The sequence below is a fragment of the Streptomyces sp. NPDC096105 genome (assembly GCF_044763335.1).
GTDB lineage: Bacteria > Actinomycetota > Actinomycetes > Streptomycetales > Streptomycetaceae > Streptomyces.
In genome coordinates, this window is the sequence record NZ_JBIWGC010000016.1 from 37,088 (window position 1) to 55,479 (window position 18,392).

Here is an 18,392-nt window from a genome sequence, read left to right on the forward strand (position 1 = left end):
CAGGCCTGTCAGTAGCGGCCCGTATCCTCATGAACCATGCTCGAAGACCTCACCGCCGCAGCCTCCTCCCCCGCCGCGTGGCCGGCCGCGTACCCGCAGGGATACGCGGTCGTCGACGTGGAGACGACGGGGCTGGCCCGGGACGACCGCATCATCTCCGCGGCCGTCTACCGGCTGGACGCGCGCGGCGAGGTCGAGGACCACTGGTACACGGTGGTCAACCCGGAGCGCGACCCGGGCCCGGTGTGGATACACGGGCTGACGAGCGAGATGCTCGAAGGGGCGCCCCTCTTCCAGGACGTCGCGGCGGAGTTCGCGGCGCGCCTGGAGGGCCGCGTGCTGGTGGCGCACAACGCGGTGTTCGACTGGCAGATGATCGCCCGCGAGTACGCCCGCGCGCGCAGCGAGGCCCCGGTGAGACAGCGGCTGTGCACCATCGCCCTGTCCAAGGAGCTGAGGCTGCCGCTGCCCAACCACAAGCTGGAGTCCCTGGCCGCGCACTTCGGCGTGGTGCAGCGGCGGGCGCACCACGCCCTCGACGACGCGCGCGTGCTGGCGGAGGCGTTCCGGCCCAGCCTGTGGGCCGCGGCGGCGGGCGGCGTACGGCTGCCGCTGCACGAGTGCCGGCCGCTCACCGAGTGGTCGGACCGTCCCCGCACCGGACAGCAGGCGGGCTACGGCGGACGGCAGCCCGCCAGTTGGCGTCCCTCCCGCAAGAGGCCCGCATGCCCCTATCCCAACCCGGGCCGGTACGAACCGGGCAAGCGTCTGAAGCAGGGCATGCGGGTGGCGTTCTCCGGAGACACCTCCGTCGAGCGGGACCTGCTGGAGGACCGGGCGACCGAGGCCGGGCTGCATGTGGCGTCGAGCCTGTCCCGGCTCACCAGCCTCCTGGTCACCAACGACCCCGACTCGGGCACGTCGAAGACGGTCAAGGCCCGCCAGTACGGCACCCCGGTGGTCGACGAGGCCGCCTTCGGCCAGCTCCTCGCCGACGTCGAGCCGGCCTCGGAGACCTGACCGCCCTCCCGGGCGCGGGGGGCGCGAAGGCACATACCCGGCTCAACGCACCCCGCGCCCGGGTTGTACGGTCGTGGGGTGTACCGCTTCCTGCTGTCCCGGCAATGGGTGACCCTCACACTGGCCGCCCTGCTCCTCGTCCCCACGATGATCGTGCTGGGCGTATGGCAGATGAACCGCTACGAGGAGCGGGCCGCCCGTAACCAGCTGGTGACCGACGCGCTGGCCGCCGACCCGGTGCCGGTGGAGGAGCTGGCGGCCCCGGGCCGCGCGGTGACCCGCGCCGAGCGCTACCGCACGGTGACCGCCACGGGCCGCTTCGACACGGACTCCGAGGTCGTGGTGCGCCGCCGCACCAACGCCGACGAGGAGATCGGCTTCCACGTCCTGACCCCGTTCGTCCTGGACGGCGGCGCGGTGCTGCTGGTCAACCGCGGCTGGATCCCCGCCGACGGCCCCAGCCAGACCGAGTTCCCGAAGGTGCCCGCGCCGCCGCGCGGCGAGACCACCATCACCGGCCGGCTGATGCCGGACGAGACAACCGAGGCGAGCGGCATCAAGGAGCTCGAGGGCCTGCCGGACCGGCAGATCATGCTGATCGACAGCGAACGGGAGGCGGAGCGGCTGGACGCCGAGGTGCTCGGCGGCTACGTGGCGCAGACCGCGCCCGAGCCCCGGGGCGGCCTCCCCCAGCAGCTCGGCGACCCCGGCAAGGAGAACGCGGCGCTGAACTACGCGTACGCGGTCCAGTGGTGGCTGTTCGCCGCCGCCGTCCCGGTCGGCTGGGTCGTGCTGGCCCGCCGCGAGGCGCGCGAGCGGGCGGCGAAGACGGGCGGGGAGACGGACGCCGGGCCGTCCGGCGCCGCCCGCACCGAGTCCGCGGCCGTCTGACCGCACTCCCCGTTCTCTCCTCTCCTCGCTCTCTCCGCTCTCCCCGTTCGCCGGGTTCTGCGGCGGGAGGCACTGGTGCTGGGCCGCCGGCTCGGGCCGAGGGAGCCCGAGACCGCCGCTGCGACGGGCGTCTCCCGCGGCTCCGCCAAGACGTACGCCTCGCGCGGCATCGCCGAGCCGGCCCAGGCCGTGGAGGCCCGGCGGCGAACGGCACCGGCCAGGACCGCACCGGCCACAAGCGGTCCGAGCCGCTCCGGCCGTTCCGCTGATTGCCGCACCCGGCGGCCGGGAACCCGCACCCCGTGCACCGCATCGAGGACTACGCGCTCATCGGCGACGAGCAGACCGCTGCCCTGGTGGGTACCGACGGCTCGATCGACTGGCTCTGCCTGCCCCGCTTCGACTCGGCGGCCTGCTTCGCACGGCTGCTCGGCGACGAGGACAACGGGTACTGGCGCATCGCCCCACGGGGCCAGGAGCGGTGCGCGCGCCGCGCCTACCGGGACGATTCGCTGGTCCTGGACACCGTGTGGGAGACACCCGACGGCGCGGTGCAGGTCACCGACCTGATGCCGCAGCGCCACCAGGCGCCGGACGTGGTGCGGATCGTGCAGGGGCTCAGCGGTGAGGTGACCGTGCGCAGCACCCTGCGGCTGCGGTTCGACTACGGCTCGGTCGTGCCCTGGGTGCGCGAGGACGACGGGCACCGGGTCGCGGTGGCCGGGCCCGACTCGGCGTGGCTGCGCAGCGAGCCGGAGGTGCGCACCTGGGGCGAAGACCTGGGCACCCACTCGGAGTTCACGGTGAGGGAGGGCGAGCGGGTCGCCTTCGTGCTCACCTGGCACCCCTCGCACGAGCCACGGCCCGCGCTGGTCGACCCGTACGCCTCGCTGCGGCACAGCCTGAAGGACTGGCAGGCCTGGGCGTCCCGGTGCCGCTACCGGGGGCCGCACCGGGACATGGTGGTGCGGTCCCTGATCACGCTGAAGGCGCTCACCTACCGTCCCACCGGCGGCATCGTCGCGGCCGCCACCACCTCCCTGCCGGAGGATCCGGGCGGCGTACGGAACTGGGACTACCGCTTCTGCTGGCTGCGCGACTCCACGCTCACCCTGAGCGCGCTGCTCTCCGCCGGCTACCAGGAGGAGGCCGAGGCCTGGCGCGACTGGCTGCTGCGCGCGGTCGCCGGGGAACCGGCGGACCTGCAGATCATGTACGGGCTGGCGGGCGAGCGGCGGCTGCCGGAGTTCGAACTGCCGTGGCTGTCCGGCTTCAACGGCGCCACCCCCGTACGGACCGGCAACGACGCCGTGAACCAGCTCCAGCTCGACGTGTACGGCGAGGTGGTGGACTCGCTGGCGCTGGCCCGGCGTTCGGGGCTGCCCGGGAGGCCGGACGTGTGGGCGCTGCAGTCGGTGATGCTGGACTTCCTGCGCACGGCCTGGCGGCAGCCCGACGAAGGGCTGTGGGAGGTGCGCGGCGGCCGGCGCCATTTCGTGCACTCCAAGGTGATGGTGTGGGTGGCCGCGGACCGCGCGGTGCGCGCGATGGAGGATCACCCGGAGCTGGAGGGCGACCTGGACGGGTGGCGCGCGCTGCGCGACGAGGTGCACCGGGAGGTGTGCGAGAAGGGCTACGACCCGGTGCGCAACACGTTCACCCAGTCCTACGGGTCGCGCGAGCTGGACGCGGCGCTGCTGCTGATCCCCCGGGCCGGTTTCCTGCCCCCGGACGACCCGCGCGTGCTCGGCACCATCGACGCGATCCGGGCCGAGCTGGGCCAGGACGGTCTCGTGCGCCGCTACACCCCGGACGCCACCGGCGTGGACGGGCTGCCCGGGCAGGAGGGCGCGTTCCTGGCGTGTGCGTTCTGGCTCGTGGACGCCCTGCACATGACCGGCAGGACCGAGGAGGCCCGCGCGCTGTTCGAACGGCTGCTGGGGCTGGCCAACGACGTGGGGCTGCTGGCGGAGGAGTACGACACGGTGAACGGGCAGCTGCTGGGCAACTTCCCGCAGGCGTTCAGCCACATCGGCCTGGTGAACAGCGCCCTCGCCCTGTTCGGCGACGAGGGGGCAGGATAGGGCCATGGATCTTGGACTGAAGGACCGGGTGTACGTCGTCACCGGGGCCACCCGCGGACTGGGCCACGCCTCCGCGCGGGCGCTCGTCGCCGAGGGCGCGAAGGTGGTCGTCACGGGGCGGAAGGAGGACGCGGTCGCCGAGGCCGTGTCCGCGCTGGGGCCGGACGCGGCCGGCATGGCCGTGGACAACGCCGACCCCGTGGCCGCCGAGCGGCTGATCGCCACCGCGCGGGAGCGGTTCGGCCGCTTCGACGGCGTCCTCGTCAGCGTGGGCGGGCCGCCGCCGGGGTTCGTCGCCGACACCACCGACGAGCAGTGGCAGGCGGCGTTCGAGTCGGTGTTCCTCGGCGCGGTGCGGCTCGCCCGCGCGGCCGCCGCGGAGCTGGGCGAGGGGGGTGTCGTCGGCTTCGTGCTGTCCGGCTCGGTGCACGAGCCGATCCCCGGGCTGACCATCTCCAACGGGCTGCGCCCGGGCCTGGCCGGCTTCGCCAAGTCCCTCGCCGACGAGCTGGGCCCGCGCGGCATCCGCGTCGTGGGCCTGCTGCCCGGGCGCATCGACACCGACCGGGTACGCGAGCTGGACTCCCTGTCCGCCGACCCGGAGGCCACCCGCCAGGCCTCGGAGTCCCGCATCCCGCTCCGCCGCTACGGCACCCCGGAGGAGTTCGGCCGCACGGCGGCGTTCCTCCTCTCGCCGGCGGCGTCGTACATCACCGGTGTGATGCTCCCGGTGGACGGCGGGTCACGGCACGGGTTCTGAACCCGGACGCACCAGGTCTCCGGCGGCCCTGGCCCGCTACGGGCTCCGCCGTGCCGTGCCGGGACGGGCGGGAGCCGCCCGTCCCGGCACGGGGGCAGTGGCCCCCGCCGCCCGGAACCGGGGGCAGCGGCCCCGGTCCGGCAAGGGCGGACCAGGAAGGGCGTTCTTCCCCTCCTGCTCGATCGCCCGCTCGCACGGTGCGCGGTGGGTCCGGTGACGCGTGCCGGGGCGGCCCCGGCGTCAGGTGACCCGCTCCGGGCGGTGTTTCACCGCCCGGAGCCGCACCTCCGCCGGGAGGGCGGGCAGACCCGTGGCCTCGCGGGCGTGGGTGAGGGGGCCGGCGGTGAGGGTGTCGAGGGCCGTGCCGGGGTCCACGTGGGGTTCCAGGAGCAGGACGACGCGGGCCCGTGGCGTGCCGCGGCGGCCGGTGAGGCGGACGCGGGCACGGGCCACGCCGTCCTGCCGGTTCGCCTCCTCGGCGAGCGCGTGCTCCAGGGCACGCCCCCGCAGCGCCGCCCCCTCCCCGTCGCCGGAGTCGACGAAGACCTCGGACATCCGTCGCCGGCGGAGCACCGAGACCAGCCACCACAGGCAGAGCAGGACCACCACGGCGAGCGCGGCGATCACCACCGGCCACCACCAGCCCTCGTCCCGCCACCGGGTCCGCTCGGAGTCGTCGAGCAGCACGTCGTGCCGGCCGTCGTGCAGCCACCAGGAGGGCGCGGGCGCGCCGAGACCGATCGCCAGCACCGACCCGCCGAGCGCGCACAGCACCAGTCCCGCCAGCGCGAGCAGCACACGGTTGACGGTCTTGTTCACGGCTGCCGCCCCTTCCGGCCGGGCCGCCGCACGTGCAGCGACAACGTGGACGGCCGGGCCAGGCCCAGCCCCCGGAGCGCCCCGTCCAGCACCGCGGTCAGGTCGTCCCGTACGTCGTCCAGGTCACGGAAGTGCGACACCGCCCGCACGTTCGTCCTCCTCCGCCGCACGGCGACCCGGACCGACTGCACACCGGCCACCTCCATCGCCCGGTCCCGCAACACCGTCGCGGCGGCGTCCCGGTCGAGGCCCGCGCGAACGTCGGGACGGACCCGGCGCATCGTCAGCAGCGAGCGCAGTCCCGGCGTGAGGGCCAGCACCAGCAGCCACAGACCGAGCGCGGCGGCGACGGCCGCGCCGGTCAGCACCCACACGTCGTCCAGCGGACGCTCCGCCAGTTGCCGGGCGAGGTCGCGGCGCCAGCTCATCCCGGGCCGGCCGGCCCGTACCGCGGCGATGTCGTACAGGAACACGCCCACGATCACCAGGACCGCCAGTGCCAGCAGAGCCGCCGGGACGCGGCGGGCGGACCAGAAGCGCCGGCGCCCGCCGCTCGCGCCGCCGGTGACGACGCCGCTCCCCGTGGGCGGCGGCGCCGGGTCGGCCGTCGTGCCCGGGGGCCCGCTCATGGCGTCCTCCCGACCGTGTCGGGCCGGGCGGCCAGGTGGAGCCGCTCCACCTGCACGACGACCTCCGGCACGGCCATGCCCGCGAGATCGCGCACCCGGTCGACGATCCGCCGCCGCACCCGCGCGCAGCGGCCGCCGATGTCGCCGGGGTAGTCGAGCTCGACGTGCACCCGCACGCGGGCGCTGCCGTGCCGGACGACGACGCTCGCGTGCGGCGGCCCGGCGTCCGGCGGCAGCGCGCCGACGGCCTCACGCGCCGCCTGGGAGGCGATCTTCGCGACCACCCGGTCGGCGATCGTGGTCTGCCCGCGTTCGCCCGGAGGGACGGTTCGCGGGTCTCCGGTGAGCTCCACGGCCCCCGCGCCCACCCCCGTCACCGCCGCCGTTCGTCACGGGGACGGAAGAAGTCGCCGAGCTCCAGGTCGCCCTCGAGCAGCCGGCCGACCACGAAACCCACCGCGCCCAGGGCCGCCACCAGCAGGAAAGCCCCGAATCCGCCGAAGTATCCGGCGAAGCCCAACGCCATGCCGGCGATCATGCCGACGACGGCCATCCTCATGCCTCGCTCCTCCGCTCAGCCCGTCTCACTGCAGTCGGGACTCGGGCTCGTCGTCCTCCTCGTCGGGCAGCTTCACGTCGCTCACCGCGATGTTGACCTCGACCACCTCGAGGCCGGTCATCCGTTCGACGGCCGCGATGACGTTCTCCCGCACGTCCTTGGCGACGTCGGCGATGGACACGCCGTAGTCGACGACGATCTCCAGGTCCAGCGCGGTCTGCACCTCGCCGACCTCGGCCTTCACGCCGCGTGTCACCGACTTCGCCCCGCCCGGCACCCGGTCGCGCACGGCGCCGAAGGTCCGCGAGATCCCGCTGCCCATGGCGTGCACGCCCGGGACGTCACGGGCGGCCAGCCCGGCGATCTTCTCCACCACGCCGTCGGCGATGGTGGTCCGGCCCCGGTCCGCGGGGTCGCCGCCGCCGCGCCGTGTGCCCTGTCCCCGGCGCGTGCCGGAGTCGCCCAGCGTCTTGTCGGTCTCAGGAGCCCGCACCGAGCCGCCTTCGGTCATGTCGGTCATCGCCATACATCCCTTCGGTCGTCCTCCTTCCACCACCGTATGCGCGGTTGCCCCGATTCGCGCCAGGAATACGGCAGGCTGGAGGAATGACGGCGGACCGGTGGACGCGGATGGTGCGGCAGCAGGTGGGGCTCGGCAGGTTCCTCCCGCTGGGAGGACCGCGCGACGGAGCGTGGATCGCGGAACGGGCGGCCGGCACGGCCCTGCGCCGCGCGGCGGAACGGGACGTGCCGGAGGTACGGCTGGACGGGGTCCGGCTCGGGCTCGCCGACCCGGACGCGGCGTCCGACCCGGCCGTCCCGGCCCCGCCGAGCGCTCTGCCGCCGGGCCCGCTGCGGCTCACCGCGGAGTTCGCGGCCGCGGCGGCCTGGCCCCTCCCGGAGACGGCGTCCCGCCTGCGCACGGCCTTGGCGGCCGCCGCGACGGAACGGATCGGCCTGGAGCTGACGGAGGTGGACCTGCGGGTCACGGAACTGCTGGACACGGAGCCGGCCTCGGACGGACCGGCGCCGGGAGCGGGGGAGGCGTCCGCGGCGGCGCGGACGACCGGGGGCACGGAGGTCTCCGGGGCCGCCACGGCGTCTCAGCCCGAGGAAGCGTCCGGGAGGGCGGAGGCTTTCGGCGCGGCGACGCCTGCTCCCGCGGCGGGTGTCGCCGGCGGGGGCGGCGACCCGGAGGCCGAACGGGTCGCGGATGTGGTGCTCGGGGTGGCGGGGGTGAGCCGGCTGACCGGCGCGTGGGGGCGCGGGGTGCGGCTCGGTGCGGAGCAGCCGGCCACCGGGGCCGCCCTGCCCCGCCGCCATGCGCGCGTGGATCTCGCCGTCGCGGCGGGGTTCCGGCCGCTGGAGGTGGCGCGGGCCGTGCGGACGGCCGTGGCGGCCGCGTTGCCGGACCGGCCGACGGTGGCCGTCCTGGTCACCGACCTGGACTGACCCGCCGCCGTCGGCCGGTCACGGCCGTCCGCTCACTCGCCGAGGCCGGCCAGGTCGCGCAGGCGACGGGCCTGCGCGGCGCGCTCGGCGCCGCGCTGCTCGTCGTAGGTGCGGTCCTGCGCACCGCGCAGCAGCGCCTTCGTCTCGATCACGGCGTCGCGCGGCGCGGCCAGCAGCGCCGCGGCGAGGTCCTGGACCGCCGCGTCGAGCTCGGCGGCGGGCACGGCGAGGTTGGCCAGGCCGGTGTTCACCGACTCCTCGGCCGTGACGAAACGGCCCGTCGCGCAGATCTCCAGCGCGCGGGCGTAGCCGACGAGGCCGACGAGGGGGTGCGTGCCGGTCAGGTCGGGCACCAGGCCGAGGCTGGTCTCGCGCATGGCGAACTGCACGTCGTCCGCGACGACGCGCAGGTCACAGGCGAGGGCCAGCTGGAACCCGGCCCCGATGGCGTGTCCCTGCACGGCGGCGATGGACACGATGTCGTTGCGCCGCCACCAGGTGAACGCGTCCTGGTAGCCGGCGATGGCGGCGTCCAGCGCGGCGTCGTCACTGCGCGCGAGGTCGACGAACGACGGCTCGCCCGGGATCCCCTCGGGTGTGAACATCTGCCGGTCGAGCCCGGCGGAGAACGACTTGCCCTCCCCGCGCAGCACCACGACCCGGACGGAACCGGGCAGCAGCTGACCGGCCTCGGTCAGCGCGCGCCACAGAGCGGGGCTCTGCGCGTTGCGCTTGGCCGGGTTGGTCAGGGTCACCGTGGCGATCGCGTCGTCGACGGTGAGCCGTACGCCGTCCTTGTCGAGTACCGGACCGAGGTCCTGGGGGAACGAAGCCATGGGGCGCCTCCGATGGGTGCGGTCGTCTAAGTGACTGCACAGTAACCACCCGGCCGGTCGCACGGCCGGCCGGGTGGCCACCCATCGGGTCCGCGGGGCCGCCGGGTCAGGGCGTCGGAGACTTCTTGCCCCGTGTCGCCCCGCCACGCCCTCGGAGCGTGACGCCCGACTCGCTCAGCATGCGGTGCACGAATCCGTACGAGCGGCCGGTCTCCTCGGCCAACGCCCGGATGCTCGCACCGGCGTCGTACTTCTTCTTCAGGTCTGCCGCGAGCTTGTCGCGCGCGGCGCCGGTCACCCGGCTGCCCTTCTTCAGAGTCTCGGCCACCCGTGCCTCCTCATGGGAAGTGCGCTCTGGTCTCCTCATGATCACCCCTCCCGGGCCCGATGGCCACCCATTCGGCAAGGTCGATGAGACAACCTCGTGACGACGGGAGCGTGTCCCCACATCCGGAAGGAGAGATTCCAGGCGGTGTGCGCGCGACCGCCGAACGGGTTCCTCCGGGAAACCGCAGGTCAGAAAGGTGCGACGGCCGGACCCCGGTTCTTGGAGGGTCCGGCCGCGAAATCCGTGTAGGACACACCTCAGGATGAGGAGATCTCACACGATTGATGGATCACCGATGGACCGAATGATCCATACTCAGTGGATCACGTATTCGATCACACGCGGGTGACCGCGATCGGGGACCGTGCCGTCGGGCCGCGGTCAGGCGAGCGCGACCAGATCCGCGTAGTCGGAGCCCCACAGGTCCTCGACGCCGTCCGGCAGCAGGATGATCCGCTCCGGCTGGAGCGCCTCGACGGCGCCCTCGTCGTGGGTGACGAGGACGACCGCGCCCTTGTAGGTGCGCAGCGCGCCGAGGATCTCCTCGCGGCTGGCCGGGTCGAGGTTGTTGGTGGGCTCGTCGAGCAGCAGGACGTTCGCCGAGGAGACGACGAGGGTCGCCAGGGCGAGACGGGTCTTCTCACCGCCGGAGAGGACCCCGGCCGGCTTGTCGACGTCGTCGCCGGAGAACAGGAACGAACCGAGCACCTTGCGGACCTCCACGAGGTCCATGTCGGGCGCGGCGGAGCGCATGTTCTCCAGGACCGTGCGGTCCGGGTCGAGGGTCTCGTGCTCCTGCGCGTAGTAGCCGAGCTTGAGGCCGTGCCCGGGGACGACGGCGCCCGTGTCGGGCTGCTCGACGCCCGCGAGGAGCCGCAGCAGGGTGGTCTTGCCGGCGCCGTTCAGCCCGAGGATGACGACCCGGGAGCCTTTGTCGATGGCCAGGTCGACGTCGGTGAAGATCTCCAGCGAGCCGTACGACTTCGACAGGCCCTCGGCCATCAGCGGGGTCTTGCCGCAGGGCGCGGGCTCGGGGAAGCGCAGCTTGGCGACCTTGTCGGACTGGCGCACCTCCTCCAGACCGGCCAGCAGCCTCTCCGCGCGGCGGGCCATGTTCTGCGCGGCGACCGTCTTCGTGGCCTTGGCGCGCATCTTGTCGGCCTGGGCGTTGAGCGCGGCGGCCTTCTTCTCGGCGTTCTGCCGCTCGCGGCGGCGGCGCTTCTCGTCGGCCTCGCGCTGCTGCTGGTAGAGCTTCCAGCCCATGTTGTAGATGTCGATCGTGGCGCGGTTGGCGTCCAGGTAGAACACCTTGTTGACGACCGTCTCGACCAGGTCCACGTCGTGGGAGATGACGATGAAGCCGCCGCGGTAGGTCTTGAGGTAGTCGCGCAGCCAGACGATCGAGTCGGCGTCGAGGTGGTTGGTCGGCTCGTCGAGGAGCAGGGTGTCCGCGTCGGAGAACAGGATGCGGGCGAGCTCCACGCGGCGGCGCTGACCGCCGGAGAGGGTGTGCAGCGGCTGGCCGAGCACCCGGTCGGGGAGGTTCAGCGCGGCGGCGATGGTGGCGGCCTCGGCCTCGGCGGCGTACCCGCCCTTGGTGAGGAACTCGGTCTCCTGGCGCTCGTACTGCTTCAGCGCCTTCTCGCGCGTGGCGCCCTGGCCGTTGGCGATGCGCTGCTCGTTCTCCCGCATCTTGCGGATCAGCACGTCGAGGCCGCGGGCGGAGAGGATGCGGTCGCGGGCGAGGACGTCGAGGTCGCCGGTGCGGGGGTCCTGGGGCAGGTAGCCGACGTCGCCGGAGCGGGTGACCGTGCCGGCGGCGGGCAGGCCCTGGCCGGCGAGGACCTTGGTGAGGGTGGTCTTCCCCGCGCCGTTGCGGCCGACCAGGCCGATGCGGTCGCCCTTGGCGACGCGGAAGGTGGCGCTCTCGATGAGGACGCGGGCACCGGCGCGCAGCTCGATGCCGGAGGCGGAGATCACGGACAGACTCCAGGGCAGTCGGGGGGTCCCCCGCTCGGGCGGAGCCGAGGGTGGGGAGGGGTGGCGGTGGGCGGCTGAGGACGTTCCCGCCGTCTAATGCGCGAGGAGAATGGCCATGCGAGCCATTCTAACGGGGCGGTGCAACCGCTTTTTCCCGTGCGGTTTCCTCCCGGCGGCTGTCGGTGGCCGGTGCCACACTGGGCCGTGACGAGACATCCCGGCGCACTCCGGACACGAGGAAGTGATCACCATGGCAGGCGCGGGCAGCTCGCGTCCGAGCGTCGTCCCGACGTTGTTGTACGGGGACGCGAAGGCTGCGGTCCGGCAGCTCACGGAGGCCCTCGGCTTCACGGAGGTGTCGGTGTACGAGGGCGAGGACGGCACGGTCATGCATGCGGAACTGGCCCAGGGCAACGGGGTGGTGATGCTGGGCTCCAAGGGGCGTGGGGGCGTGTTCGACACGGCGATGAAGGACGCGGGGCCGGCAGGGGTGTACGTCGTCGTGGACGACGTGGACGCGCATCACCGGCGGGCGGTGGAGCAGGGCGTGGAGATCCTCATGCCGCCGGCCGACCAGGACTACGGGTCGCGGGACTACATGGCCCGCGATCTGGAGGGCAACGTCTGGGGCTTCGGGACGTACGCGCCGGACGCGGGCGCCTGATCCGGCGGGGCGGCCCCGTCGTCCCGGCCCCGTCCGCCGCTGCCCGCGCGCCGGTACCGGCGCGGTACGAGGGCCGGCGCCGTTGCGCGGGCGCCGCGCCACGAGGGTGCCGCGTCGCGCGAGTGCCCGTTGCGCCCACCCGTGCCGCCGGGGTCCCCCAGGCCGTTCAGGCACGGAGGGAAGCACGACTGCCCGCGACGGCCGGGGGCGTCATGTGCCCGGCCTCTGGCTCGCCGCCCGCATGTCCGGCTCCCGCCCATGAGGCGCCCGCGCGAGTACCCGGGCGCCCGTGCCCACGGCCCCTGGTCCCGCCGCCGCGGCTCGCGGGCCTCTGCGGCGCACCGCCCGCGCGGACGGGATCAGTCAGCCGTGAAACCCGGTGCGGGGGCCGGGACGCCGGGCTGCGCGGCCCCCAGGAACGCACCCCGCGCAGGCCGAGTCGGGCGGCCGTGAAACCCCGCGCAAGGGGCCGGGGCGCCACCTCGCGCCCCCGAGAGCCCGCTCCGCGCAGGCGCCGTCAGCCTCCCTTGTGGACCTGGAAGGCCGCTCTTCGGACCGCCTTGGCGAAGGCGGGGTCCGGGTGGGCGGCTGCCAGGGCGACCAGGACCTGGACGGTGCGGGGGTGGCCGACCGCGCGGACCTCGTCGAGGAGGGCCGGCACCGTCGGCTGGACCGCGGTCTCCAGGTGGCGGACCAGCAGCGGCGCCTCTCCGTGGTCGGCGACCGCGGCGGCCGTGTCCACCCACAGCCAGGTCGCCTCCTCGCGGGTGAGGACCTCGTGCGCGTCCTCGGGGTCCATCCCGTCGTGCTCGGCCAGCCACAGCAGGGCGTACGGCCGCAGCGCGGGCTCCTCCAGGGCGGCGCGCACCTCGGGCTCGGCGGGGGCGCCGACCACCCGCAGCGCCTCGAAGGCGAGGCCGCGCAGCAGGGCGTCCTCGCCGCGGGCGGCGGCGATCAGCTCGGTGACGGCGCTGCCGACCGGCCGGGCGGCGAGCCAGGCGCGGTACTCGGCGCGGGCCGCGGCCGGACGGAGCCGCGCGCACCCGCGCAGCATGTCCTCGGCGCCCTGCTCGATGTTGCCCGCAGGGCTCTGCGCGGCGACGCAGATCTGCTCCAGCTTGACCCACACCGCCCAGCTGCCGAGCGGGGTGAGGGTGGCCTGTCCGTCGCCGTAGGTCAGCGCGCCGACGGAGGCGAGGGCGCGCAGCGCCCAGTCGAGGAGCGGTTCCAGCGGGGCGTCCGCGGCGGGCGGCCCGGCGGGCGCGGGGCGGGGCTCGGGGGTGACGGCGGGCGTGCCGGGCCCCGCCCCGTAGTCCACCTCGCAGCGCTCGGTGCGCAGTTCGGTGACCCGCTGCTCCAGCAGGTCGAGCAGCTGGGGCACGGGCACCGGCCCGGCGGACAGCTGGAGAAAGGACAGCACCTGCGGCATCGCCGTCACGACCTCGGCGACGGCGGCCGGCTCGTAGGTCTCGGGTTCGGGGCAGGCGAGCGACCAGGCGTCGCAGAGGGCGACCCAGCCGCGCAGCACGGCGCCGTCGTCGCGGTCCCAGGCGCGCAGCCGCCAGCCGGGGCGGGCGCTGTCACCGTGCACCTCGATGAGGCCGGCCAGCCGGGCGGTGTCCCAGTCGGCACGGACCTGATCGGCGGTCAGGCCGAGGGCTTCGGCGGCCCGGCGGGCGGTCGCGTCGGACAGGGTGGCCTTGCCGTCGGCGGTGGCGCTGTCCCCGCCGGGGCCGAGGGCGCGGTCGGCCCAGCGGGCCACACGGGCGGCGGCGGCCAGGACGGAGCGTGCCATTCCGGCCAGCTCGGCCGGTGCGGGCGTGCCCTCCGGAGGGCGTGGCGCGGGGCGGCGCACACGCCGCTGCTCGATCGCGGCGGGGGCGGCGGCCAGGGGGCGCGGGCGGACGAGTCGAAGCCTGGAGTCGCGCGGGATACGGGACGTCACGGGTGCAGTCTTCCGGTTGACGGTCAGAAATCCCAAACGGAATGCCGGGGGACGCCTCGGCGGCCGTCGTCCTGCGGGCTCGGACGGTGCCGTGGGGGCCTGATCAGGCCACTGGTGCGGCGCTAAACGGAACCCCTCGCACCGCCTGCCGCGACACCCCCCGCAGGGACCCGCGCGGGTGGCCGACGCGCCGGCTCACATCAGCGGCACCAGGAACCTCCGCAGCGACTCCTCGTACGCTTCCGGGTCGGCGTTCCACATCGCGGCGTGCGGGGCGCCCCTGACGGTCTGCAGGGTGACCGTGCCGGGGTGGGCGGCGGCGAGGCGGCGGGAGAACCGCCAGGGGGCCACCGTGTCGTCGGGGCCGTGGAAGATCTGCGTCGGAACGTCGATGCCGTCCAGGCGGACCGCGCCGGGCCGGTGGTCGCCGTACAGGCCGGTGCGGCCCTGGGCGGCGCGGACGGCGAGCGGCAGCAGCACGCCGGGGGTGCGGCGGGCGCAGGCGAGGGCGCGCAGGGTGGACTCCCAGTCGAGCACCGGGGAGTCCAGCAGCAGCCCGGCGACGCGCTCGCGCAGTTCCGAGCGGGCGGCGGCGCGCAGCGCCATGGTCGCGCCGGTGGAGAAGCCGTAGAGCACCACCTTGCGGGCGCCGGAGTCCACCGCGTGCTGCAGCACGGCGTCGAGATCGCGCCACTCGGTCTCGCCGAGGTGGCTGAGCCCGTCCGGGGAGCGGGGCGCGTCCGGGTCGCCCCGGTAGGCGGGGACGAGTACCGGGAACTGGTTGCGGCGCAGGGCCGGGAGGACGTTGAGAACGTGTTCCCGGGTGGCGCCGAGGCCGTGCACGGCGATCACCCAGGTGTCCCGGACGCCGGGCACGAACCACACGGGCAGCGGCCCGAGTTCGCCCGGCACGTCGAGGACGGTGTGGTCGACGTCGAGCGCGGTGCCCGGGTCGCCGACGTGCACGTTGGGGGTGAAGCGGACCCGGTCGCCGGGTTCCGGCGCGCCGTAGGTGACGCGTTCGAGGCGGCGCACGACGCTGTCGGCGGAGTTCGGGGCGCCGGGCAGCACGGGTCCCACCACCGCGTGGAAGCCGTCGCCGACGAGGCCGTGACGGCCGGGCCGCAGGGCGGCGAGGTCGCGGGTGAGGGTGACCTGGCCGGCGGCGGTGGCGTGGACGGTGAGCACGGGCTCGGTGGGCAGGGGCCGGCCCGAGGGGATCCTCAGGGCGGCATCGCTGGCGAACCGGCCGGCGGCCACCGCGGCGGCGCCGGCCCCTATCACGGCGGTAACGGCTGTGGCCGTCGCTGTCACAGTGCGCACGCCTCCCAGTGTCGGGTCAGGACGCGGACCCGGCCAGTGGGCGCGTCGCCCGGGAGCCCGCCCGGACACGGGCCGGCCTCCGGCCGCGTCCTCGGTTCCGCCGGGCGCGTCATCCGGCTTCCGGACACGTTCCCCGTGGGCCGGGCGCCACACCCGCAGACCGGACTCGGCGGTCGCCGGCCGCACGCGTCCCCGGCCGGCGGACGTCCGCCCCCGAAACCCCCGCACGCGTGCGGCGTCCGGGGCTTCCCGGCGTCATGCCGACTTGCCGGTCTCGCGTCCGGGCGGCTCGGGGGCCGCCCGTCCGCCGGCCGGGGACTGCCCGTACCCCCTCAGCCGCTCGCCCGCCTCCGCGAGCTGTTCGGGACCGAGCAGGCTGGGGGTCATGCCCGGCACGGAGGAGGCGGTGAGCCACACCCGGCACATCCACTCGAGCTGGGCGGTGCGGTCGTACGCCTGGTCGAGGGTGGCGCCGTGGGTCAGGGTGCCGTGGTTCCGCATCAGGCAGCCGGTGCGGCCGTCGAGGGCACGCAGGGTGTTCTCGGCCAGTTCCGGGGTGCCGTAGGTGGCGTAGCGGGCCACGCGGACGGGGCCGCCGAGGGCGGCGGTCATGTAGTGGATCGCCGGCAGTTCGTCGACGAGGGTGGAGACGGCGGTCGCGTGCACGGCGTGGGTGTGCACGACGGCGCGCGCGTCGGTCGCGCGGTGGACGGCCAGATGCAGGGGCAGCTCGCTGGTGGGGACCAGCGTGCCGAGCACCTGCCGGCCCGTGAGGTCCACCCCGGTGACGTCGGCCGGGGTGAGCCGGTCGTACGGGATCCCCGAGGGCGTGACGAGGACGGTGTCGCCGACCCGTACCGAGACGTTGCCCGAGGTGCCGACGACGAGCCCGTCGGCCACGGTCCGGCGGGCGGTCCCGACGAGCTCCGCCCAGGCGTGCGCCACCTCCTCGACCCCGCCCCCGGAGCCCTTGCCGCGCGTGTCCGGGGCGCCACGCACAGCGCCTTCCGCTTTCTGTCCGGTCCGGTGCTCTTCGGCCATGGGGGGATCCTGCCAGGAGCCCGGGAACCCAGGCGGCCTGGGCTGTACGGCGGAGTGCCCACCCCTCTTGCGGTCACCACGATGCCCATTCCAGTTCATCTTCCGTTCACCCTGGTTACCTACATTCGACCAGCCAATGACCTCGAACGATTGCCTGGGTAAATGGAAAGCTTCTCGCTGATCCTCGCGATTGTGGTGGTAACCGCACTCGCGTTCGATTTCACGAACGGTTTCCACGACACCGCGAACGCGATGGCAACGACCATTTCGACCGGTGCGATGAGGCCCAAGGCGGCAGTGGCCATGTCCGCCGTCCTCAACCTTGTGGGTGCTTTTCTCTCGGTGGAGGTCGCCAACACGATCTCCAAGGGCCTCGTCGACGAGGCCGGCATCCGTCCCGAGGTCATCTTCGCCGCACTGGTCGGCGCGATCCTCTGGAATCTCCTCACCTGGCTGGTGGGTCTGCCGTCCAGCTCCTCCCACGCCCTCATGGGCGGTCTGATCGGCGCCACGGTCGCCTCCGCCGGCTTCGGCGCGGTGCACGGCGACGTGCTGGTCACCAAGGTCCTGATCCCCGCGATCGCCGCCCCGCTGGTGGCCGGCGTCGCCGCGATGCTCGCGACCCGGCTCACCTACCGCATGGGCCGCAACGCCGACGACAAGGCCTCCGCGAAGGGCTACCGCGCCGGCCAGATCGCCTCCGCCGGCCTCGTCTCCCTGGCCCACGGCACCAACGACGCCCAGAAGACGATGGGCATCATCACCCTCGCCCTGGTGGCCGGCGGCACCCTCGCCCCCGACTCCGACCCGCCCATGTGGGTCATCCTCTCGGCGGGCATCGCCATCGCCCTCGGCACCTACCTCGGCGGCTGGCGGATCATCCGCACCATGGGCAAGGGCCTGACCGACCTCCAGCCGCAGCAGGGCTTCGCCGCCCAGACCAGCGCCGCGACGGTCATCCTGGCCTCCTCGCACCTCGGCTTCTCCCTGTCCACGACGCACTCCGTCTCCGGCGCCGTCATGGGCGCCGGCCTGGGCCGCAAGGGCGGCGTGGTCCGCTGGTCCACGGCCACCCGGATGTTCGTCGCCTGGGGCCTGACCCTGCCGGCCGCCGCCCTGGTCGCGGCGCTCGCCGAGTGGGTCTGCGGCTTCGGCGACTGGGGCACCGCCGTGGTGGCCGTCTTCCTGGTCGCCTCCAGCGCGGCCATCTGGAAGATCTCCCGGCGCGAGATCGTCGACCACACCAACGTCAACGACCACGACGGCGCCGGTGAGGAGCCGTCCGGCGTGGTGACCCAGGCGATGGCCGCCGTGACCCCGCCCCCGGCCGGCACCGTGGCCGAGGACCTCACGGCCTCCATCCCGGCGCCGACGGCCGGCGACCCGGCGGGCCCGCCGGCCAAGACGTCCGTCTGACCGCGACCCGGCACGAAGGAAGAAGAGCACCATGAAGATCGACTGGGCGGCCCTCGGTTCCGTCTTCGGCGTCAGCCTCGTGGTCACCGTGGCCCTGGTGGCCCTGTTCACCCTCGGCATCTCCGGCATGTCCCGCCGCGAGCGGGCCGCCGCGGAGGGCCGGTCCACGGCTCTCGCGGTCACCGGCGCCTACGCCTGCTTCGCCGCGTGCGCGGCGGCGGTGGGCTACGGTATCCACCTGATCATGGCCTGACGGCAGGCCGCACGCGTGCGCGGGCGGGACGGGAGCGGCCGCTCCCGTCCCGCCCGCCGCCGTGTCCGCGCCCCCGCGGGCCGGTCACGCCGGTCACGCCGGTCACGCCGTTCACCCACGTGAGTCCCTCTGTGGGCCTCGGCACACTTCAGCCCCGCAGGTCAACGGCAAGTTGACGGCCCTTCCGGGAGCATGGTGGACTGCCTCCGCCAACACGGCGGCAGGAGAGGAAGCCGGTGCGAATCCGGCGCGGTCCCGCCACTGTCACCGGGGTGACCACCCCGGGAGCCAGGAACTTTCACCGCCGGTCTCGTCGAACCAGGGCGTGGACACCCTGAGTGAGGACATATCGCCATGCGCGGCTGCCTGCCGAGGTCGATCAGCGACACCCC

General features: G+C 74.5%; 19 protein-coding genes and 1 riboswitch. Of the genes, 8 read left to right on the top strand and 11 right to left on the bottom strand.

The features are described 5' to 3' along the window. Window positions 1-36: 36 nt before the first annotated feature. The 4 genes from ACIQ8B_RS23410 to ACIQ8B_RS23425 all read left to right on the top strand — a co-directional run bounded on the left by ACIQ8B_RS23410 (window position 37) and on the right by ACIQ8B_RS23425 (window position 4,755). Window positions 37-1,020 carry a DEDDh family exonuclease gene (locus ACIQ8B_RS23410; RefSeq protein ID WP_403549295.1) on the top strand — a complete coding sequence of 328 codons (984 nt, stop codon included), beginning with the start codon at window positions 37-39 and terminating at the stop codon, window positions 1,018-1,020. Window positions 1,021-1,098: 78 nt separating this feature from the next. After that, entirely contained in the window at window positions 1,099-1,911 is an 813-nt protein-coding gene (locus ACIQ8B_RS23415; protein WP_403549297.1) for an SURF1 family protein, read from the top strand. A 302-nt stretch (window positions 1,912-2,213) separates the two neighbouring features. Continuing rightward, window positions 2,214-3,995, top strand: coding sequence for a glycoside hydrolase family 15 protein (locus tag ACIQ8B_RS23420; RefSeq protein WP_403549299.1), 1,782 nt, complete (start codon window positions 2,214-2,216; stop codon window positions 3,993-3,995). Window positions 3,996-3,999: 4 nt separating this feature from the next. Beyond that, on the top strand, window positions 4,000-4,755 hold the full coding sequence (locus tag ACIQ8B_RS23425; protein WP_290007761.1) for an SDR family oxidoreductase: 756 nt from the start codon (window positions 4,000-4,002) through the stop codon (window positions 4,753-4,755). Window positions 4,756-4,995: 240 nt separating this feature from the next. On the opposite strand, the gene amaP is transcribed toward ACIQ8B_RS23425, so the two are convergent. Genes amaP through ACIQ8B_RS23450 form a run of 5 tightly spaced genes read right to left on the bottom strand, consistent with a single transcriptional unit; the run spans window position 4,996 to window position 7,282 of the window. Continuing rightward, complete coding sequence (gene amaP / locus ACIQ8B_RS23430) at window positions 4,996-5,574, bottom strand: alkaline shock response membrane anchor protein AmaP (RefSeq protein ID WP_403549301.1); 579 nt, start codon at window positions 5,572-5,574, stop codon at window positions 4,996-4,998. Further along, window positions 5,571-6,203, bottom strand: a complete 633-nt coding sequence (locus tag ACIQ8B_RS23435) for a DUF6286 domain-containing protein (RefSeq protein WP_403549303.1) — start codon at window positions 6,201-6,203, stop codon at window positions 5,571-5,573. Before ACIQ8B_RS23435 ends, amaP begins: the two co-directional genes overlap by 4 nt. After that, complete coding sequence (locus ACIQ8B_RS23440) at window positions 6,200-6,580, bottom strand: hypothetical protein (RefSeq protein WP_290007766.1); 381 nt, start codon at window positions 6,578-6,580, stop codon at window positions 6,200-6,202. The genes ACIQ8B_RS23435 and ACIQ8B_RS23440 overlap by 4 nt, the downstream gene beginning before the upstream one ends. Next, the gene (locus ACIQ8B_RS23445) at window positions 6,577-6,762 is read right to left on the bottom strand and encodes a hypothetical protein (RefSeq protein WP_106414848.1); all 186 of its coding nucleotides are present in this window, start codon (window positions 6,760-6,762) and stop codon (window positions 6,577-6,579) included. The genes ACIQ8B_RS23440 and ACIQ8B_RS23445 overlap by 4 nt, the downstream gene beginning before the upstream one ends. Before the next feature lie 25 nt (window positions 6,763-6,787). After that, window positions 6,788-7,282: an Asp23/Gls24 family envelope stress response protein gene (locus ACIQ8B_RS23450; RefSeq protein WP_290007770.1), complete on the bottom strand. Its 495-nt coding sequence runs from the start codon at window positions 7,280-7,282 to the stop codon at window positions 6,788-6,790. Between the two features lie 86 nt (window positions 7,283-7,368). On the opposite strand from ACIQ8B_RS23450, the gene ACIQ8B_RS23455 reads away from it, so the two are divergent. After that, window positions 7,369-8,214, top strand: coding sequence for a hypothetical protein (locus tag ACIQ8B_RS23455; RefSeq protein WP_403549306.1), 846 nt, complete (start codon window positions 7,369-7,371; stop codon window positions 8,212-8,214). Between the two features lie 32 nt (window positions 8,215-8,246). Here the strand turns inward: ACIQ8B_RS23455 and ACIQ8B_RS23460 are convergent, their stop codons facing one another. The 3 genes from ACIQ8B_RS23460 to ACIQ8B_RS23470 form a co-directional block, all read right to left on the bottom strand. Further along, entirely contained in the window at window positions 8,247-9,050 is an 804-nt protein-coding gene (locus ACIQ8B_RS23460) for an enoyl-CoA hydratase/isomerase family protein (protein ID WP_403549308.1), read from the bottom strand. A gap of 106 nt (window positions 9,051-9,156) precedes the next feature. Then, the gene (locus ACIQ8B_RS23465; RefSeq protein WP_198602589.1) at window positions 9,157-9,378 is read right to left on the bottom strand and encodes a helix-turn-helix domain-containing protein; all 222 of its coding nucleotides are present in this window, start codon (window positions 9,376-9,378) and stop codon (window positions 9,157-9,159) included. A 381-nt stretch (window positions 9,379-9,759) separates the two neighbouring features. After that, window positions 9,760-11,358: an ABC-F family ATP-binding cassette domain-containing protein gene (locus ACIQ8B_RS23470; RefSeq protein WP_106414844.1), complete on the bottom strand. Its 1,599-nt coding sequence runs from the start codon at window positions 11,356-11,358 to the stop codon at window positions 9,760-9,762. Window positions 11,359-11,608: 250 nt separating this feature from the next. On the opposite strand from ACIQ8B_RS23470, the gene ACIQ8B_RS23475 reads away from it, so the two are divergent. After that, window positions 11,609-12,022, top strand: a complete 414-nt coding sequence (locus ACIQ8B_RS23475) for a VOC family protein (protein WP_290007780.1) — start codon at window positions 11,609-11,611, stop codon at window positions 12,020-12,022. A 517-nt stretch (window positions 12,023-12,539) separates the two neighbouring features. Here the strand turns inward: ACIQ8B_RS23475 and ACIQ8B_RS23480 are convergent. The 3 genes from ACIQ8B_RS23480 to ACIQ8B_RS23490 form a co-directional block, all read right to left on the bottom strand. Beyond that, window positions 12,540-13,967 (bottom strand): hypothetical protein, encoded by a 1,428-nt coding sequence (locus ACIQ8B_RS23480; RefSeq protein WP_403549311.1) that lies wholly within the window; start codon window positions 13,965-13,967, stop codon window positions 12,540-12,542. A 195-nt stretch (window positions 13,968-14,162) separates the two neighbouring features. Continuing rightward, window positions 14,163-15,290, bottom strand: a complete 1,128-nt coding sequence (locus tag ACIQ8B_RS23485; RefSeq protein WP_403549313.1) for an alpha/beta hydrolase — start codon at window positions 15,288-15,290, stop codon at window positions 14,163-14,165. Between the two features lie 255 nt (window positions 15,291-15,545). Next, the gene (locus tag ACIQ8B_RS23490) at window positions 15,546-16,331 is read right to left on the bottom strand and encodes a class II aldolase/adducin family protein (protein ID WP_403549315.1); all 786 of its coding nucleotides are present in this window, start codon (window positions 16,329-16,331) and stop codon (window positions 15,546-15,548) included. 162 nt (window positions 16,332-16,493) lie between these two features. Between ACIQ8B_RS23490 and ACIQ8B_RS23495 the strand changes: the two genes are divergently transcribed. Further along, the gene (locus ACIQ8B_RS23495; protein ID WP_403549317.1) at window positions 16,494-17,747 is read left to right on the top strand and encodes an anion permease; all 1,254 of its coding nucleotides are present in this window, start codon (window positions 16,494-16,496) and stop codon (window positions 17,745-17,747) included. Between the two features lie 31 nt (window positions 17,748-17,778). Continuing rightward, complete coding sequence (locus tag ACIQ8B_RS23500) at window positions 17,779-18,000, top strand: hypothetical protein (protein ID WP_106414841.1); 222 nt, start codon at window positions 17,779-17,781, stop codon at window positions 17,998-18,000. A gap of 179 nt (window positions 18,001-18,179) precedes the next feature. Beyond that, a riboswitch (cobalamin riboswitch) is annotated at window positions 18,180-18,318 on the top strand. Window positions 18,319-18,392: the final 74 nt, after the last annotated feature.

Bases quoted from the DNA above. Each gene is read 5' to 3' on its own strand.
- ACIQ8B_RS23410 (WP_403549295.1), top strand. From the start codon at position 37: ATGCTCGAAGACCTCACCGCCGCAGCCTCCTCCCCCGCCGCGTGGCCG.
- ACIQ8B_RS23425 (WP_290007761.1), top strand. From the start codon at position 4,000: ATGGATCTTGGACTGAAGGACCGGGTGTACGTCGTCACCGGGGCCACC.
- ACIQ8B_RS23435 (WP_403549303.1), bottom strand. From the start codon at position 6,203: ATGAGCGGGCCCCCGGGCACGACGGCCGACCCGGCGCCGCCGCCCACG.
- ACIQ8B_RS23445 (WP_106414848.1), bottom strand. From the start codon at position 6,762: ATGAGGATGGCCGTCGTCGGCATGATCGCCGGCATGGCGTTGGGCTTC.
- ACIQ8B_RS23450 (WP_290007770.1), bottom strand. From the start codon at position 7,282: ATGACCGACATGACCGAAGGCGGCTCGGTGCGGGCTCCTGAGACCGAC.
- ACIQ8B_RS23455 (WP_403549306.1), top strand. From the start codon at position 7,369: ATGACGGCGGACCGGTGGACGCGGATGGTGCGGCAGCAGGTGGGGCTC.
- ACIQ8B_RS23460 (WP_403549308.1), bottom strand. From the start codon at position 9,050: ATGGCTTCGTTCCCCCAGGACCTCGGTCCGGTACTCGACAAGGACGGC.
- ACIQ8B_RS23475 (WP_290007780.1), top strand. From the start codon at position 11,609: ATGGCAGGCGCGGGCAGCTCGCGTCCGAGCGTCGTCCCGACGTTGTTG.
- ACIQ8B_RS23490 (WP_403549315.1), bottom strand. From the start codon at position 16,331: ATGGCCGAAGAGCACCGGACCGGACAGAAAGCGGAAGGCGCTGTGCGT.
- ACIQ8B_RS23495 (WP_403549317.1), top strand. From the start codon at position 16,494: ATGGAAAGCTTCTCGCTGATCCTCGCGATTGTGGTGGTAACCGCACTC.
- ACIQ8B_RS23500 (WP_106414841.1), top strand. From the start codon at position 17,779: ATGAAGATCGACTGGGCGGCCCTCGGTTCCGTCTTCGGCGTCAGCCTC.